18 protein-coding genes and 1 pseudogene are annotated in these 16,733 nt (G+C 63.2%); 12 read left to right on the top strand and 7 right to left on the bottom strand.

Annotated elements, in window-relative coordinates; genetic code table 11:
• From NKH12_RS13095 to NKH12_RS13080, 4 genes and pseudogenes are all read right to left on the bottom strand, one after another.
• Positions 1 to 341: pseudogene (locus NKH12_RS13095) on the bottom strand (DNA-processing protein DprA); the annotation flags it as partial.
• Positions 338 to 925 (bottom strand): glycerol-3-phosphate 1-O-acyltransferase PlsY, encoded by a 588-nt coding sequence (plsY, locus tag NKH12_RS13090; RefSeq protein ID WP_352953488.1) that lies wholly within the window; start codon positions 923 to 925, stop codon positions 338 to 340. The pseudogene NKH12_RS13095 and the gene plsY, both read right to left, overlap by 4 nt.
• 172 nt (positions 926 to 1,097) lie before the next feature.
• On the bottom strand, positions 1,098 to 2,384 hold the full coding sequence (locus tag NKH12_RS13085; protein WP_352953487.1) for a dihydroorotase: 1,287 nt from the start codon (positions 2,382 to 2,384) through the stop codon (positions 1,098 to 1,100).
• Entirely contained in the window at positions 2,381 to 3,343 is a 963-nt protein-coding gene (locus tag NKH12_RS13080) for an aspartate carbamoyltransferase catalytic subunit (protein WP_352953486.1), read from the bottom strand. The genes NKH12_RS13085 and NKH12_RS13080 overlap by 4 nt, the downstream gene beginning before the upstream one ends.
• A gap of 158 nt (positions 3,344 to 3,501) precedes the next feature.
• Here NKH12_RS13080 and NKH12_RS13075 point away from each other — a divergent pair, with 158 nt between their 5' ends.
• The 3 genes from NKH12_RS13075 (at position 3,502) to NKH12_RS13065 (ending at position 6,147) form a co-directional block, all read left to right on the top strand.
• Complete coding sequence (locus tag NKH12_RS13075; RefSeq protein ID WP_352953485.1) at positions 3,502 to 5,130, top strand: DNA alkylation response protein; 1,629 nt, start codon at positions 3,502 to 3,504, stop codon at positions 5,128 to 5,130.
• Between the two features lie 127 nt (positions 5,131 to 5,257).
• Complete coding sequence (locus NKH12_RS13070; RefSeq protein ID WP_352953484.1) at positions 5,258 to 5,836, top strand: hypothetical protein; 579 nt, start codon at positions 5,258 to 5,260, stop codon at positions 5,834 to 5,836.
• Positions 5,836 to 6,147, top strand: a complete 312-nt coding sequence (locus NKH12_RS13065) for a DUF6105 family protein (RefSeq protein ID WP_352953483.1) — start codon at positions 5,836 to 5,838, stop codon at positions 6,145 to 6,147. The genes NKH12_RS13070 and NKH12_RS13065 overlap by 1 nt, the downstream gene beginning before the upstream one ends.
• On the opposite strand, the gene ruvX is transcribed toward NKH12_RS13065, so the two are convergent.
• Positions 6,114 to 6,599, bottom strand: coding sequence for a Holliday junction resolvase RuvX (gene ruvX, locus NKH12_RS13060; RefSeq protein WP_352953482.1), 486 nt, complete (start codon positions 6,597 to 6,599; stop codon positions 6,114 to 6,116). The genes NKH12_RS13065 and ruvX overlap by 34 nt on opposite strands.
• Before the next feature lie 101 nt (positions 6,600 to 6,700).
• Between ruvX and NKH12_RS13055 the strand changes: the two genes are divergently transcribed.
• The 5 genes from NKH12_RS13055 (at position 6,701) to NKH12_RS13035 (ending at position 10,710) form a co-directional block, all read left to right on the top strand.
• Complete coding sequence (locus NKH12_RS13055; protein ID WP_352953481.1) at positions 6,701 to 7,408, top strand: metal-dependent hydrolase; 708 nt, start codon at positions 6,701 to 6,703, stop codon at positions 7,406 to 7,408.
• Positions 7,409 to 7,553: 145 nt separating this feature from the next.
• On the top strand, positions 7,554 to 7,841 hold the full coding sequence (gene gatC, locus NKH12_RS13050; RefSeq protein ID WP_095492846.1) for an Asp-tRNA(Asn)/Glu-tRNA(Gln) amidotransferase subunit GatC: 288 nt from the start codon (positions 7,554 to 7,556) through the stop codon (positions 7,839 to 7,841).
• 7 nt (positions 7,842 to 7,848) lie between these two features.
• Positions 7,849 to 8,307: a GNAT family N-acetyltransferase gene (locus NKH12_RS13045; RefSeq protein WP_352953480.1), complete on the top strand. Its 459-nt coding sequence runs from the start codon at positions 7,849 to 7,851 to the stop codon at positions 8,305 to 8,307.
• Positions 8,307 to 9,872 carry an amidase gene (locus tag NKH12_RS13040; RefSeq protein WP_352953479.1) on the top strand — a complete coding sequence of 522 codons (1,566 nt, stop codon included), beginning with the start codon at positions 8,307 to 8,309 and terminating at the stop codon, positions 9,870 to 9,872. The genes NKH12_RS13045 and NKH12_RS13040 overlap by 1 nt, the downstream gene beginning before the upstream one ends.
• 28 nt (positions 9,873 to 9,900) lie before the next feature.
• Positions 9,901 to 10,710: a YdcF family protein gene (locus NKH12_RS13035; protein ID WP_352953478.1), complete on the top strand. Its 810-nt coding sequence runs from the start codon at positions 9,901 to 9,903 to the stop codon at positions 10,708 to 10,710.
• On the opposite strand, the gene NKH12_RS13030 is transcribed toward NKH12_RS13035, so the two are convergent.
• The gene (locus NKH12_RS13030; protein WP_352953477.1) at positions 10,647 to 11,402 is read right to left on the bottom strand and encodes a DUF599 domain-containing protein; all 756 of its coding nucleotides are present in this window, start codon (positions 11,400 to 11,402) and stop codon (positions 10,647 to 10,649) included. The genes NKH12_RS13035 and NKH12_RS13030 overlap by 64 nt on opposite strands.
• A gap of 161 nt (positions 11,403 to 11,563) precedes the next feature.
• Between NKH12_RS13030 and NKH12_RS13025 the strand changes: the two genes are divergently transcribed.
• The 4 genes from NKH12_RS13025 (at position 11,564) to NKH12_RS13010 (ending at position 15,033) form a co-directional block, all read left to right on the top strand.
• Positions 11,564 to 12,967 carry an L-serine ammonia-lyase gene (locus tag NKH12_RS13025; protein WP_352953476.1) on the top strand — a complete coding sequence of 468 codons (1,404 nt, stop codon included), beginning with the start codon at positions 11,564 to 11,566 and terminating at the stop codon, positions 12,965 to 12,967.
• 101 nt (positions 12,968 to 13,068) lie between these two features.
• Positions 13,069 to 13,506, top strand: a complete 438-nt coding sequence (locus tag NKH12_RS13020) for a DUF1489 family protein (protein WP_135937522.1) — start codon at positions 13,069 to 13,071, stop codon at positions 13,504 to 13,506.
• 97 nt (positions 13,507 to 13,603) lie between these two features.
• Entirely contained in the window at positions 13,604 to 14,335 is a 732-nt protein-coding gene (locus NKH12_RS13015) for a vWA domain-containing protein (protein ID WP_352953475.1), read from the top strand.
• A complete protein-coding gene (locus NKH12_RS13010; RefSeq protein ID WP_352953474.1) occupies positions 14,335 to 15,033 on the top strand; it encodes a DnaJ domain-containing protein in 699 nt (232 codons plus the stop codon). The genes NKH12_RS13015 and NKH12_RS13010 overlap by 1 nt, the downstream gene beginning before the upstream one ends.
• A gap of 45 nt (positions 15,034 to 15,078) precedes the next feature.
• On the opposite strand, the gene NKH12_RS30595 is transcribed toward NKH12_RS13010, so the two are convergent.
• Positions 15,079 to 16,479 (bottom strand): D-alanyl-D-alanine carboxypeptidase, encoded by a 1,401-nt coding sequence (locus tag NKH12_RS30595; protein ID WP_502910788.1) that lies wholly within the window; start codon positions 16,477 to 16,479, stop codon positions 15,079 to 15,081.
• Between the last annotated feature and the right edge of the window lie 254 nt (positions 16,480 to 16,733).

Here is a 16,733-nt window from a genome sequence, read left to right as displayed (position 1 = left end):
ACCGCTCCTTCGCCCTTGACCGCTAGCAGCGGCGGCGGATGGTCCATGCTTTTCCTCAATGGCGGATAGGCGGCCTCGCCGATGCCGACGAAGCGGGCGCCGGCCCGGCGGGCTGTCTCAAGATCGGCCTCCGCCTCGGCCATCGTCGGGATGCGGACGATCTTTCTGGCGCCGCCCGAAATCATCAGCTCGGGCAGCATCTCGAGCGCCGTCTCGGCCGAGCCGAAGCGGTTGATCAGGTCGCGAAACGTGGCCGGACCGACATTTGGCGTGCGGATCAAACGAAGCCAGCTCAACCGCTGCCGGTCGCTGAGCCGCGGCCCGGCGGCGCGCGGGTTCACTCCCTGACCCCGATCTTGCCCTCGGTGCCGGCCAGCAGCCGCGCAATGTTGGCTCGGTGTTTTACGATGACGACCAGGCTCATCAGCGCGAACAGCCCGGCAATCTGCGGCGTGCTGAGGACATAGAGGGCGATCGGCACGACGACTGCTGCCGTCAGCGCTGCCAGCGAGGAATAGCGAAACAGGAAAGCGACGGCCAGCCAGACGACGGCGAAGATCAGCGCCACCTGCCAAGCAAGAGCGATCAGCACGCCGAGATAGGTGGCGACACCCTTGCCGCCCTTGAAGCCGAGCCAGACCGGAAAGAGATGACCGAGGAAGGCGCCGAGGCCGGCCCAAGGGCCGAGCTCCGGCGCATAGCGACCGGCGATCAGCACGGCCGCCGTGCCTTTCAGCGCGTCGAGCAGCAGCGTGGCGGCGGCCAGGCCCTTGTTGCCGGTCCGCAGCACATTGGTGGCGCCGATATTACCGGAGCCGATGTTACGGACGTCACCAAGGCCGGCGGCGCGGGTGATCAGGAGCCCAAACGGGATCGAGCCGAGCAGATAGCCGAACACCAACGCCAAGAGGATGTCGTAAGCCATTGTTCCCCCCAACTCCAACTGCCGGCTTTAGGGAGTGTTGAGATTCATGTTAGGCCGAGCCGAGAATAGTGGTTTTCGAGAACTGGAACGCAGCGTACTTTTGGGTACGTGAGTACCGGAAGCACAGGAAACCGCCGTTCGCAGGCCGGCATCACCTGAATATCGACACTCCCTAGGCTGAAAACACTGTGCGGCCCGCCACCATCGTTTGCAAGACCTTGCCCTGCAGCCGCGCGCCTTCGAAACAGGTGTTTTTCGAGCGCGAACGGATGCCGCCTTCGCTGACGATCCACGGTTCGTCGAGATCGACCAGCGCAAGATCGGCGACCGCGCCAGGTTTCAGCGTGCCGCCGGGCAGGCCGAACAATCTTGCCGGCGCTGTGGACAAGGTCTCGACCAGCCGCAGCAGCGTCACGTCGCCATTGTGATAGAGCCGCAGCGCCGCGCCCAGCAGCGTTTCCAGCCCGATGGCACCGGCCGCGGCATCGGCGAAGGGCAGGCGCTTGGTGTCGACGTCCTGCGGGTCGTGCGAGGAGACGATGAGGTCGATCGTGCCGTCCTTGACCGCCTCGATTATCGCCAGCCGGTCTTCCTCGGCGCGAAGCGGCGGCGTCAGCCGGAAGAAGGTGCGGTATTCGCCGACATCGTTCTCATTGAGCGACAGATTGTGGATCGAGACGCCTGCTGTGACATTCGCGCTGTCGGCTTTCGCCCGCGTCACCGCGTTTGCCGCCATAGCCGTCGAGATCTTGGCCGCGTGATAGGCGCCGCCGGTCAGCCGCGCCAGCGCAAGATCGCGCTCCAGCGGAATGGATTCTGCCTCGCGCGGAATACCGGCAAGGCCGAGCCAGCTGGCATAGAGGCCTTCATTCATGACGCCGGATGAGGCGAGGTCGGCGTCTTGGGTTTCATGCGCGATCACGCCGCCGAAATCGCGCGCATAGGTCAGCGCGCGGCGCATTACCAGTGCGCTTGATATGGTATGCCGCCCGTCAGTGAAGGCGACCGCGCCGGCCTCGCGCAGCAGGCCGAATTCGGTCATCTCGCGGCCTTTGAGACCCTTGGTGATCGCAGCCGCCGGAAAGATGTTGACGATCGCCGTATCCTTGGCGGTGCGCAGCACGAATTCGACCAGCGCGACATTGTCGATCACCGGGTCGGTGTCGGGCATCATGACGATGGAAGTGACGCCGCCGGCGGCCGCCGCTACGCTGGCCGAAGCGATGGTTTCGCGGTGTTCACCGCCCGGTTCGCCGATGAAGACGCGCGCATCGATCAGGCCGGGAATGATCGCTTTGCCGGCGCAGTCGATGACGATGGCATCTTGCGGAGCGCCTTGGTTCAAGGCCGCCTTGCCGGCAGCGACGATCTTGCGGCCCTCGACAATGACCGTGCCGACCTCGTCGATGCCGCGCGACGGATCGACGATGCGGGCCTGGCTGAAGACCGTTGTGCTCATTGGGCAACTTCGCGGTTGCGGCGGGGGTCGAGCAGGGCTTCCATCACCGCCATGCGCACGGCAACACCCATCTCCACCTGTTCCTGGATGACGCTTTGCGGACCGTCGGCGATTTCAGAGGCGATCTCCACGCCGCGGTTCATCGGGCCGGGATGCATGACCAGCGCGCCGTCCTTGGCCGCCTTCAGCTTCTCGGCATCGAGGCCGAAATAGTGGAAATATTCGCGCACCGAAGGCACGAAGGCGCCTTCCATGCGCTCGCGCTGCAGCCGCAGCATCATCACCACATCCGCGTCCTTTAGCCCGTCGGCCATCGAACGGGTGACGATCACGCCCATTTTCTCGATGCCGGCGGGCAAAAGCGTCGACGGCGCCACGACGCGGACCTGGGCGCCGAGCGCATTGAGCAGCATGATATTGGAGCGCGCCACGCGCGAATGCAGGATGTCGCCGCAGACCGCCACGATCAGCTTCGACAGCTGGCCCCTGGCGCGGCGGATGGTCAGCGCGTCGAGCAGCGCCTGCGTCGGGTGCTCATGGGCGCCGTCGCCGGCATTGATCACGGAGCAGCCGACCTTTTGCGCCAGCAGGGCGGCGGCACCTGCCGACTGGTGGCGGATGATCAGGATGTCGGGACGCATGGCATTCAGCGTCATCGCCGTGTCGATCAGCGTCTCGCCCTTCTTCACCGAAGAGCTTGCCACCGACATGTTCATGACGTCGGCGCCGAGCCGTTTTCCGGCCAGCTCGAACGACGACTGCGTGCGGGTCGAGGCTTCGTAGAAGAGGTTGATCTGGGTGCGGCCGCGCAGCGTCGAGGTCTTCTTCTCCGACTGCCGCGAGATCGCAACCGACCGGTCCGCCCTGTCCAGCAAAAGCTCGATGTCGGCGGGGGAAAGATCGCGGATGCCCAGAAGATGGCGGTGGGGATAGAGTGGCAGGGACGAAGCGTCGGTCATCTCAAGGCGCTGCTATAGGGTGGAGGACCTTTGGCTGCAAGCACCAGCTTTGGATTGTGGCCTTTCTCCCCGGTATTTTCGTCGCGCGCGTTGCGCGGCTTGGGCTATATCTAGTTGATGGCTCCGGATTCGTGGCCTTGTGATGATAAGGACAGTGCGTGACCGACGACGTGACCAACCAGCCGCCGCCGCTGGCAGGCGGCAACGCCTGGCGGGGAGATCCGTTGTTGATCCAGCTTGCCGAGCGTTTTTCCGATCCGGTGCGCAAGGATCTCGATGGGCTTGGCCGTTTCGTGCTGACGCAGGAGGCGCAGGAGCTGGCCCGCCTCGCCAATGTCGAGACGCCGAAGCTCAGGACCCATGACCGGCAGGGCCGGCGCATCGATCTGGTCGAGTTCCACCCAGCCTATCACGCACTGATGCGCCGGTCGGTGGCGAACGGGCTGCATTCGTCGGTCTGGGAAAATGGCGATGCCGAGATCGGCCGCCGTCATCAGGTGCGTGCCGCCCGTTTCTACCTGACGGCCGAGCTCGAAACCGGGCATCTCTGTCCCATCACCATGACCAGCGCATCGCTGGCAGCGCTGATGGCAAGCCCGAAGCTGTTTCGCGAATGGGCGCCGCGTGTGACGACACGCAAATACGACCAGAGCCAAAAGCCGCCGGTCGAAAAGGCCGGGCTGACGCTCGGCATGGGCATGACCGAGAAGCAGGGCGGCACCGATGTCCGCGCCAACGTCACCAGGGCCGAGCGGGCCGGCAGCAGCTTCTATCGGCTGACCGGCCACAAATGGTTCATGTCGGCGCCGATGTCGGATGCGTTCCTGGTGCTTGGACAGGCGCCGGAAGGATTTTCGTGCTTTCTCGTTCCCCGCATTCTCGGCGATGGGTCGGGCAACGGCTTCCGCTTCCAGCGGCTGAAGGACAAGCTCGGCAACCGCTCCAACGCCTCGTCGGAAGTGGAGTTCGTCAACGCCATCGGCGAGATGGTCGGCGAGCCCGGGACGGGCGTCAAAACGATCATGGACATGGTGACGCTGACCCGGCTCGACTGCGCGATCGCCTCGTCGGCGATCATGCGTGCCGGGCTGGCCGAGGCCGTCCACCACACCCGTCACCGTCAGGTGTTTGGAACCAATCTGATCGAGCAGCCGCTGATGCAGCGCGTGCTGGCCGACATGGCGCTCGACGTCGCCGCCGCCACCGCGCTGTCATTCCGACTGGCGCGCTCCTTCGACGAGGCGGCCGGCGACCGCGGCGAGGCGGCTTTCGCTCGCGCCATGACGCCGGTCGTAAAGTACTGGGTCTGCAAGATCGCACCACCGCTGCTCTACGAGGCGATGGAATGCCTCGGCGGCAATGGCTATGTCGAGGAGGGACCGCTCGCCCGCTACTATCGGGAGGCTCCGGTCAACGCGATCTGGGAGGGATCCGGCAACGTCATGGCGCTTGACGTGCTGCGCGTGCTGGGGCGTGCACCCGGCCTGTTCGAGGAGGTGCTGGCCGGCATCGATCGCGATCTCGGCGCCGGCGGACGCGGCACCGTCGGTGTACTCAAGGCGGCAATGCAGGTCGCGGCAACCGATGAGGGCTCGGCCCGTCTGCTCACCGAGCAACTGGCGCTTTCGGCGGCGGCGGCGGAGCTTCGCAGGCTGGGAGCAGGGCGGATCGCCGACGCCTTCGTCGAGACGCGCCTCGCCGGCCAGTGGCGCAACACGTATGGCATGCTCGATTCACGCCATGACGCGCGCATGATCATCGACACGCTCTATCCGCCGGTCACCTGAAAGGACTTCGGGAAGGTTTCTCGTCGTCTGTCGCGCCGCTGTGGATGACCGTTAACCTTAACAAATGGTTTCCATTGCGATGGCGGGCCGCAAAGCCCACTGTCCTGTTTACGGAAGCAGGAACGCCATGCGGCATATATTGAGCTCCTTTCTGGCCTTGCACTGGGCGGTGGTTTTCGCCCTACTGGCGTTCCTCTGCATCGACGGGAATCGCGGTGTTGCGGCAGCGCTTGGCGTGTTCGGCGTCGCCGTCCAGAACACCCGCTTCGCCGACCTCGAAAACGCCGTTGTCGTGGCACCGCTTGCCGTAGCGCTGCTGGTCGTAGCGGTGCTGTTCTGCTGGGCCTTTCTCGAGACTCTGTTTAGCGACCCGACAAATCCGGACGCCACTGACAACGTCGTGCGGGTCGCCTTTATCTCCGCCTCCGGCGTATTGTCGCTGATTGTCGTCGGCGGCGCCGCGCAAGGCATCAACGGGCTGTTCATGGTTGTTGCGGTGCAACTGGCGGCGCTGCTGGCTTCCTATGTCGCCATGCTCGCAGAGCGGCGGTCGGCCCTTGCCGCAGCGGTTCCGGGCACAGGTGAAATCCGTGCCGCCGCGCATGTGATGGCGAAGGCGGCGGCGCACAACTCGGCGCTCTCGCGCATTTCCGGCCGGCTGGACACGAACGTGAGGCCGGACACGAACTTGAGGGATGGCCGCTGATGCGCACCTTGTTCGCGCTATGGGCGGCCCCGCTCGCCCTGTTCTGGGGCTGGTTCTTCCTGTCGCTCAACGACATCAATTTCGGCTACGTTATGCTGAGCCGCCAATTGCATGACCTCGTCTTCCAGCTCTATGGGGAAATTCTTGGCATTGATCCGGCGCTCATTCCCGGCATGGTGGCAAAGGCCTGCATCCTCGACAGTCTGCTGCTCATGGCGTTTTGGGCGTTCCGCCGCCGCCGGGTGATCGGCGGCTGGATCAGGATAATGCGCGATCGTTATTTCGACCAGGCACCGACGCCGAGCGCTTGAAGCCGGTCGAGAACGCCCTGCAAAATAAAGGCAGCCGCGGCCGAATCGATCTTGCCGGCGCGTTTGCGGCGCGAAAAATCCATCTCGATCAACGTCCGCTCAGCCGCCACCGTCGACAGTCGCTCGTCCCACAAAACGAAGGGCAGGTCGGTCACAGCAGCCATGTTGCGGGCGAAGGCGCGGGATTTCTGGGCGCGCGGGCCTTCCGACCCGTCCATATTGATCGGCAGGCCGAGCACCACGGCGCCGGCATTCTCTTTCTGCAGCAAGGCGAGCAGCACAGCTGCATCCAGCGAGAATTTCCTGCGCATGATGACCGGACGCGGATGGGCGAAGGCAAAGCCCCTGTCGGAAACCGCCACGCCGATGGTCTTGTCGCCGAGGTCGAGCCCGGCCAGCGTCTTGCCGCCGCTGAGCCGCGCCGGCAACTCTTCGATGGTGATGATGCTCAACGGCCTTCCTTGGACCACACGCCGCGAAGGGACGCTGTGGGACTTTAATTTCACTGCCGGCGTTCTATCCTTTGGCGAAGCAAAAATCGAGGAAGGCATTCATGAAACTGACCTGGTACGGACATTCCGCATTCCGCATCGAAACCACCGACGCGAAAATCCTCATCGATCCCTATCTGATCGGCAATCCGTCATGGACGGGCGGCTGGGAAGGGCCGGCGGAAGGGGTCACGCATGTCCTTTTGACCCACGGCCATAGCGACCACATCAACGGTGCGCTGGAAGTGCTTGGGAAAAGCGGCGCCATGCTGGTCGCCAATTTCGAGGTCTGCATGTATCTGGTCGGCAAGGGCGCCAGCGACAAGAAGATTAATCCCGGCAATATCGGTGGCACGATCGATTGCGGCGGTTTCACCACCACGTTCGTTCAGGCCCTGCATTCATCGTCGTTCCCAGGTGACAATGGCCAGAACACCTATCTCGGCAATCCAGGCGGCCTCGTCCTGCATTTTTCGGACGACAAGACGCTCTATCACATGGGCGACACCGACATCTTTTCAGATATGGCGCTGATCAACGAATTGCATGAGCCGAAGATCGGCATTGTGCCGATCGGTGACCGCTTCACCATGGGTGGCGCAGTGGCAGCCCTTGCCTGCCGACGCTTCTTTCAGTTCGAGACGGTCATTCCTAGTCACTTCGGCACGTTCCCGATCATCGACCAGACCGCCGACAAGTTTGTCGCGGGGTTGGAGGGATCCGGCGTGAAGGTGGCGTTGCCGGAGATCGGCGGGACGATTACCTTGTAGAGCATGCCCAAGGCGCCAGCTATTTCCTCTGCGACGGCGTGGCCCAGCCATAGACCTTCTGGCCCGGTTCACGGCACGATGCATGTTGCGCGGCACGCGCCGCGCCGCTATAGCGCGGACTGGTTTTCCAGAGGCACAAACAACTATGTCCGTTGATGTCAAGACTGTGAAGCGCGTCGCGCGTCTCGCCCGTATTGCGGTGAGCGAGGAGGATGCAGAGCGCATGACCGGCGAGTTGAACGCCATTCTCGGTTTTGTCGAGCAATTGAACGAGGTCGACGTTTCCGGCGTCGAGCCGATGACTTCAGTTATCCCGATGGAGATGAAGAAGCGCCCGGACGTCGTCACCGACGGCAGCAAGGCGGCCGACATCGTCGCCAACGCACCGGCCACCGAAGAGAATTTCTTCCTCGTTCCGAAGGTCGTGGAGTAGCGGGCCGATGGCAATCGAGATCGCCATCGAGACGCCGCTGCAGGACGACGTGCGCGGGCTGGTTAGGGAGCTCAACGACGCGTTGCTGGAACTGACGCCGCCGGAGCACTGCTATCACATGACCGTCGAACAGATGGCCGACAACGACACAACCGTCTTCATCGCTCGCGACAACGGCCTTGCCATCGGCTGCGGCGCGCTGAAGCGCCACGATGGCGCTGTCGGCGAGGTCAAGCGCATGTACACGCGGCCTTCGCATCGTGGACAGAAGATCGGCGCCAGGATCGTCGAGCGGATCGAAGCGCTGGCGCACAATGAAGGGCTGAAGCGTTTGGTGCTGGAAACCGGCGACCGCCATCCGGCAGCGTGGACCGTCTATGAGCGCGCCGGATTTTCGCGCTGCGGCCCGGTGCTGGACTATCCCGATACCGAGTGGTCGGTGTTTTACGAAAAGAGCCTTGCCTGATGAGCGACCTGACCCACCTGACGATTTCGCAGGCCCGCACCAAACTGCGCGCCAAGGAAATCACCGCAACCGAGATCACCGAAGCCTATCTCCAGGCGATCGAGCGCGCCAATCCTGTGCTCAACGCCTATGTCGTCGTTACCGACGACAAGGCGCGCGACATGGCCAAGGCCTCGGACGCGAAGCTGGCGAAGGGCGAGGGCGGGTCGCTCGAAGGCATTCCGCTCGGGATAAAAGACCTGTTCGGCACCGAAGGCGTTCACACCCAGGCCTGCAGCCATGTGCTGGATGGGTTTAAGCCGCACTACGAATCGACCGTCACCGCCAATCTGTGGGCCCACGGCGCCGTCATGCTCGGCAAGCTCAACATGGACGAGTTCGCCATGGGCTCCTCCAACGAGACCTCCTTTTACGGCCCTGTCGTCAATCCGTGGCGGCGTTCGCGCCTCGACACGGTGGTGATGCCGACCACGCATCAGGGCGATGGCGGGTTCGTCTCGGCCGGCGGCACCAGGACCGCGCGCACGCTGGACAACGCCCAGCTCGTGCCGGGCGGCTCGTCGGGTGGCTCGGCCTCCGCCGTTTCGGCGCTCCTGTGTGCCGGCGCCACTGCCACCGACACCGGCGGGTCGATCCGCCAGCCCGCCGCCTTCACCGGCACGGTCGGCATCAAGCCGACCTACGGCCGCTGCTCGCGCTGGGGTATTGTCGCCTTCGCTTCGTCGCTCGACCAGGCCGGACCGATCGCCCGCGACGTGCGCGACGCCGCGATTCTCTTGAAATCCATGGCCTCGGTCGATCCGAAGGACACCACCTCGGTCGACCGGGCGGTGCCGGACTACGAGGCGGCGATCGGCAAGCCGATCAAGGGCATGAAGGTCGGCATCCCCAGGGAATACCGCGTTGACGGCATGCCCGAGGAGATCGAGGCGCTGTGGCAGAAAGGCATTGCCTGGCTGAAAGATGCCGGCGCTGAGATCGTCGACATTTCGCTTCCGCATACCAAATATGCGCTGCCGGCCTATTACATCGTCGCGCCCGCCGAAGCCTCGTCGAACCTCGCCCGCTATGACGGCGTCCGCTATGGGTTGCGCGTGCCGGGCAAGGACATCGTCGACATGTACGAGAAGACCCGCGCCGCCGGCTTCGGCCGCGAGGTCAAGCGCCGCATCATGATCGGCACCTATGTCCTCTCCGCCGGCTACTACGATGCCTACTATCTGCAGGCGCAGAAGGTGCGAAATCTCATCAAGCGGGATTTCGAAAATGCATTCACGGCCGGCGTCGATGTCATCCTGACACCGGCGACGCCGTCGGCGGCCTTCGGCATCGCCGACGAGGACATGGCCGCCGACCCGGTCAAGATGTACCTCAATGACATCTTTACGGTGACGGTGAACATGGCTGGACTGCCGGGCATCGCCGTGCCCGCAGGGCTAGACGCCAAGGGCCTGCCGCTCGGCCTGCAGCTGATCGGCCGGCCCTTCGACGAAGAAACTTTGTTCCAGACCGCCCATGTCATCGAACAGGCGGCGGGTACGTTCCAGCCCGAAAAGTGGTGGTAGTATCTCCTCCCATCTGAAGGGGTGAGGGATGTTCTACTATCTTTCCAAGGTATTTTGGCTGCTCGTCCAGCCGTTGAATCTGGCGATCATCCTGCTGCTGGTCGCGTTGCTTGCTGCCTTGGTCGGGCGCAGAAAGCTGTTTGCCACCGGCAGCGGGCTGGCCTTTCTCATCCTCGCCCTCTCGACCTGGACCTCGCTTGGCGCACTGATGCTCAACCCGCTCGAAGAGCGCTTTCCGCGACCGCCGCTGCCGGATAAGGTCGATGGCATCGTCGTGCTCGGAGGCGGCATGGAGGGCGCCGTCAATTTCGCGCGTGGCGGCTATGAACTGAGTGCCAGCGGCGATCGGATGGTCGCGGCGGCCGTGCTGGCACGGCATTTTCCGACAGCGAAAGTCGTCATCTCAGGGGGCACCATCGCAATGATCGGCGAAGGTGAGGGCGATGCAGAGACGGCGCCACGTCTGTTCGCCGCGCTTGGTGTGGCGGCCGATCGGCTGATCCTCGAGAACAAATCCCGCAACACCTACGAGAACGCCGTGTTCACCCGGGAACTGGTCATCCCAAAACCGGGCGAGACCTGGCTGCTGGTGACCTCGGCCTTCCACATGCCGCGCGCCAAGGCGCTGTTCGACAAGGCCGGCTTTGCCACCGTTCCTTGGCCGGTCGATTACCGCACCTCCGGCAAGGAAGGCATCGGCCTATTCCGCGACGACCCCTTCGGTTCGCTGCAGACCACCACCACGGCGGTCCGCGAATGGATCGGGCTTGTCGCCTACTGGCTGTCGGGCCGCATCGATCGGCTTTTTCCTGGACCGGGTGTTGGCTCGGGCGGCTGACCGATCACGGCTTGCCGCGCCGCCGAGAAGAACTGGCGACGCACCAGAACCGCTAGCAACAGCAGCGTCGACAGCACGAACACCATTGGGTCGACGAACCAGCCGAGATAACCGATCGAGAAGAACACCCCGCGCATGCCGGAATTGAAATGTTTCCCGGCCAGCATGTTCATGCGCGCCGCACGCCATACCGCCGTTTTGCTAACCGGGTTGCGTGATGCCTCGCCATGCGGGATCGGCACCGCACCGATCAGGATCGAGCAATAGTTGAACAGCCGGTAGGCCCAGCCGAACTTGAAAAAGGAATAAGCAAGGATCAGCACCAACCCGAACACCTTCATCTGAAAGGCGGAGCGGGATGATGTCGCGCCGAGGGGCAGATCGCTCAGCACAGAAAGAACCTGATCGGAGGCGCCGAGCAGGGCGAAACAGCCGCCGATCGCAATCAGCGAACTGGAGGCGAAGAAGGCGGTTCCCTGTTGAAGGCCGGCCATGATGGCGGTGTCGACGATGCGGACCTCGCGTTCGGCCATGTTCCGCATCCAGGCTTCGCGCTGGACGTTCATCGCCGTCGTCAGCGACATGCGGCTGACCAGCTTTCCGTCGGAGGCGAGCGTATGCAGCACCCATACGAAAAGGAAGAAGGCCAGCGCCACGAGGTCGGCCGTCGACAAATGAAAGGAATCGCCCATGCGACCCTTTTACCACAAGCGGTGGCGGTGCTTCGATGGCGGAACGCAACGATGTCGCTGCCGGAGCAAACAAGGTCGGCAGGTGCAGCGCGGCGATCTTTGAAAGAGCGGAAACATCACAGGAATTCCTATATGTAAATTCCAATAGGAGAGAGCGGCGCGTGTTCCTTTCGGTTTTCGACCTGTTCAAGATCGGCATTGGACCATCGAGTTCGCACACGATGGGACCGATGACGGCTGCGCGGCGTTTTCTCGACGAGGTCGCGGGAGATGACTGGCCACGCCCGGCCGGCGCCAAGGTCGACCGCGTCGCCGCCAGCCTGCACGGCTCGCTCGCTTATACCGGCATCGGCCATGGTTCAGATCGCGCCGTCGTGCTCGGCCTTGCCGGCCAGACGCCGCAGACGGTGGACCCCGATCAGGCGGACAGCATCGTCGACCGTATTGCCGTGGACAAGCGAATTTCGCCGCCCGGCCATCCCTCCTATCGCTTCGACCCGGCCACAGATCTCGTGCTTGACCGCAAAACGCCGCTTCCCGGCCACGCCAACGGCATGGCTTTCTCCGCCTATGATGCAGACGACCGCCTGCTGCTCAAGCGTATCTATTATTCGATCGGCGGGGGCTTCGTGGTTTCGGAGGAGGAACTGCAGCGGATGAAGGTGAAGGGCTCGGTGACAACGGAAGGCAAGAAGGTTCCATACCCCTTCAAGAACGCCGTCGAGATGCTGTCGATGGCGGCGAAAAGCGGCCTTTCCATCGCCGACATGAAGCGCGTCAACGAAGAGACGCAGATGCCGCGTGAGGAGCTCGACGCCGGCCTCGACGGCATCTGGAGTGCTATGAAGAGCTGCATCGAGCGCGGCCTGTCGCAGGACGGCATCATGCCGGGTGGACTGAAGGTGCGTCGTCGCGCGCGGCGATTGCATGACAAGCTGCAGGAGCAGTGGCAGCAGAACCGGCCCAACCCGCTGCTCGCCAACGACTGGCTGTCGATCTATGCCATGGCGGTGAACGAGGAGAACGCCGCCGGCGGGCGCGTCGTCACCGCGCCGACCAATGGTGCTGCAGGCACGCTGCCCGCGGTGCTGCGCTACTGGCTGCACTTCCATCCCGAGGCCGACCAGCCAAGCATCCGCGATTTCCTGCTGACCGCAGCGGCGATCGGCGGCATCATCAAGACCAACGCTTCGATCTCGGGCGCCGAAGTCGGCTGCCAGGGCGAGGTCGGTTCGGCCTCGGCGATGGCGGCAGCGGGGCTGTGCGCGGTCATGGGCGGCACGCCCGAGCAGGTCGAAAACGCTGCCGAGATCGCGCTCGAACATCATCTCGGCATGACCTGCGATCCGGTCGGCGGCCTGGTGCAGGTGCCTTGCATCGAGCGCAACGCGCTCGGCGCCGTCAAGGCGGTGACTGCCGCTTCGCTGGCCATCAAGGGCGACGGCGTTCATTTCGTGCCGCTCGATGCCGCGATCGAGACCATGCGCCAGACCGGCCTCGACATGAACGAGAAATACAAGGAAACCAGCCTCGGCGGACTGGCCGTCAATATCGTGGAATGCTGAGCCAAACCTGGCACTGTGGAGACAGCACTGCGAAGACTGGCACTGTGGAGAAAGTCGACCAGGCCGTTGACGCCTTCGCACGCCGGACTAAACCTTAATTCATGTCTCTCAATCTCATAAAGCTCTGCGTCGGCTGCGACAGCGTCGAAGATCTCGAAGAGTGGATCGCCTTCCGCCTCGACGAACGGCAGCGCGCCGGTGAACCGGTCGAGCATTACCACACCACCCGCATGATGCCGACGCGCGGCGCCGAGGTCACCGATGGCGGTTCCCTCTACTGGGTGATCAAGGGCAATGTGCAATGCCGCCAGTTGATCACGGAAATCCGTCCTTTCACCGATGACGAGGGCATCGGCCGCTGTCATCTGATGCTCGATCCCGCGGTCGTGCGCACCGAATGGCAGCCGCGCCGCGCCTTTCAAGGCTGGCGCTACCTGAAACCGTCGGACGCACCGGCCGATCTCGGCAAGGGTAAAGCGGGATTGGTCGAGATGCCGCCGAAACTCAGGCGCGAGCTTGCCGATCTCGGCCTTCTCTAGGAACGCCTCCAAATTCAAAGCTGCCGTGATCGCTGGCCCTCCGGGTCGCCTCATGCTGGGCTTGCAAGCTGCGCGGCAACGCCACATCTTGAATGTCATGAGCGACAAGAAGCAGCCCGTGCCCGCAAAGGCCAATCTGGCGCCGGTCGAACCCCAATCGAGCACCGGCGAGATCGACGCCTTTATACGTCAGGCAAGAACGCTCGCTGCGTCCGCGACCGGTTCTGGCAGGCTGATTCTCTCGCTCGACGCGACGATGAGCCGCCAGCCGACCTGGGACCTCGCCTGTGCGCTGCAGGGCGAGATGTTCGACGCCGTCGGCAAGGCCGGGGCGCTCAAGGTACAATTGGTTTATTTTCGTGGTCTCGGCGAGTGCCGCTCATCCGCATTCGTCACCGATACGGAGGCGCTGAAACAGTTGATGACGCGGATCGAATGCCGCAGCGGCCACACCCAGATCGGCAAGGTGCTGACTCATGCGCTGAAACAGACGACGGCGGCCAAGGTGAACGCGCTGGTCTATATCGGCGATGCGATGGAAGAAAATATAGACGATCTGGCCGAAAAGGCCGGCAGCCTCGGCCTGCACGGCGTTCCGGTCTTCGTCTTTCAGGAGGGCCATGATGCCGGCGCAGAAAAGGCATTTAAGGAGATTGCGCGGCTGTCCAAAGGGGCTTGGTTCCGATTTGATCGGCGGGCCGCCGCAACCTTGGCCAGCCTGCTTTCGGCGGTCGCCGTGTTTGCAACCGGCGGGCTGAAGGCACTGGAGGCCAGGGGCAGGCCGGAAGACCGGCTGATGATCGAGCATCTGCGGAGCGGCAGGAAATAATGGGCGCGATTATCGCATTCGTGGCGTTGCTTTTGGTGCTGCTCGGCGTGGCCACGATCTTTCTCCGCGCCGACCCCGCGAGACTCGCAAGCGGGATGAGGACACTTGGGCCCGTCCTGCTGGCGCTGATCGGCGTCGCCGTGCTTCTGGTCGGACGCGAAGGTATCGGCGGCTTGATTCTGTCGACGGCGCTCGCCTGGTATGGCTCCATGCGGATGAAGCGGCCGACGGCGAAACTGGAGCCGGGCAAGCATTCGACGGTGCGCACCGCGGCACTCGAAATGGAGCTTGATCACGATACCGGCAGTCTGGAGGGGCTCGTGCTCGCCGGCCGCCATGAAGGCAAGATGCTTGGCACGATGAGCCTTGCGGAATTGCAGCAACTTTATCGCGAACTCCCCGGGGACCCGGAGAGCCGCCAGTTGCTAGAGACGTATCTTGACGGCAGATTTCCCATCTGGCGCAAAGACGCTGAGGCGAATGGTGGCGAAGGGCTGGGTGTTTCGCCAGGTTCGGGCGCCATGACTAAGGAGGAGGCCTACAAGATCCTTGGTCTTGAAGCGGGGGCCGCCGCGGCGGATGTCCGCAAGGCGCACCGCCGCCTGATGCAGCGCCTGCACCCCGATATCGGCGGCACGTCTTTTCTGGCGGCGCGGATCAATGAAGCCAAGGACGTCTTGCTCTCCAATCACAACTAGTCTCCTTCGACGCAGAATTTTTCCGGGAGATGGTTTCGACGCCGCCTACTGCTGGACGGCGTAGCACTCGATTTTCTTTTTCTTCAGAGCGTTGCAGGCTTTCCAGGCAGCAGTCTTCGAACCAAAGCCGAACCGGGCGCGGTAGTAGGTGACGCCGTCCTTTTCGAAGGCGACGGTGAAACCTGTGGCATCGGCGAGGATCGAAGGCGCCTGCTTGCTCGTCTCGTCCAGGAGAGCCTGGGCTTCGGATTGTTTTGGCGAAGAGGCGACCTGGACTGCCCAGCCTGACGGCACCGATGCCGTGTTGACGGGATCGACCGCCGCCGGTTCGGCGTAGGCAGCTGCGACCCGTGCCGTCGCGACATCGTCGGCCGTGGCCGCGGCCAAGGCGTTGACCTTCCTGGTCTGAGAGACGGGCATGGTCTGGACGACGGGGGTGGTTTCTTCAACGACCGGCTCGGCTTCCTCAACAAGGGAGGCAATAGCATCGTCGTCCGGCCTGCTGTCCGGCATCGGCGCATCGCGCTTGGGCAGGAATACTTTTGCCAGGGCGGTGATCGGGTTGCCACCGCTGGCTTTGGCGATCAGCATGCCGCTGCCGCGCGACGACGCCTTCGGCATGTAGGTTTTGATCAATGCGGCCATCTGGTTGTCGCGGCTGCCGCCGGATTTCCCGCCTATCACCACCGCGACAATGCGGCGATCGCCGTCGTCAACCGAGGAGACGAGATTGTAGCCGGAGGCGCGGGTGTAACCGGTCTTGATGCCGTCGACGCCCTTGATGCGCCCAAGCAGGCGGTTATGGCCGTTGATGCGCTTGCGGCCGTAGAGAAAGGAACGCTGCGAGAAATAGCCGTAATACTGCGGAAAATGCTCCCGCAGCGCGATGCCGAGCACCGCCATGTCGCGCGCGGTCGTGAATTGACCGGGATTTGGCAAGCCGTGGGCGTTGCGGAAAACGGTACCCTTCATGCCCAGCGCCCGCGCCTTGGCCGTCATCATGTGAGCGAAATTGGCTTCATTGCCGCCGAGAAGTTCGCCGAGCGCCGTTGCCGAGTCGTTTGCCGACTTGGTCACCATCGACAGGATCGCGGTCTCGACCGTGATCGCACCGCCCCGTCTGACGCCGAGTTTCGTCGGCGGTTCAGCAGCAGCATTGGCCGAAAAGACGACCCGGGAGTTCTTGCTGATCTTGCCGTTCGCCATGGCCTCGAAGGCCAGGTAAAGCGTCATCATCTTGGTGAGCGAGGCCGGATAGCGCCGACCATCGGCATTCGAAGAATAAAGCACCTTGCCGGTCTTGGCATCGATGACGATGGCCGCCGACCTCGCTGCCATGGACGAAGCAGCGTCGGCAACGACGAATGTCATCGCCAAAGCGAGGATCATGATCGTTTTCAAAGAGGACGCGGATTTGGAGAGAATGCCCGACAACGCCTGACGCACCGATGGTTCCTTTGAATTTTTTGTTGCTGGAGGCGGCAAAGGTCCTGCCTCACTTCAAGCCAAGCTATCGCGGCCAGCGTTACCAATCCGTTTATGGTAACCGCCGTGTTCACCATTTTCTTCGGGCTTGAGCTTCTCTTTATTCGAATTTTAGCCATTGCCGGTGGCTGGGCCTGTGTGTGTTGGGCGATGTGCTGGCGCCGCGCTCGGCGAAACATTGACTTTTTGTGCAGTGCACAATATATGACTTGCAT

It is taken from the genome of Mesorhizobium sp. M1322 (assembly GCF_040318085.1).
In the GTDB taxonomy this organism is placed as follows: Bacteria; Pseudomonadota; Alphaproteobacteria; order Rhizobiales; family Rhizobiaceae; genus Mesorhizobium.
This window is presented reverse-complemented; position numbering and strand designations above follow the sequence as displayed.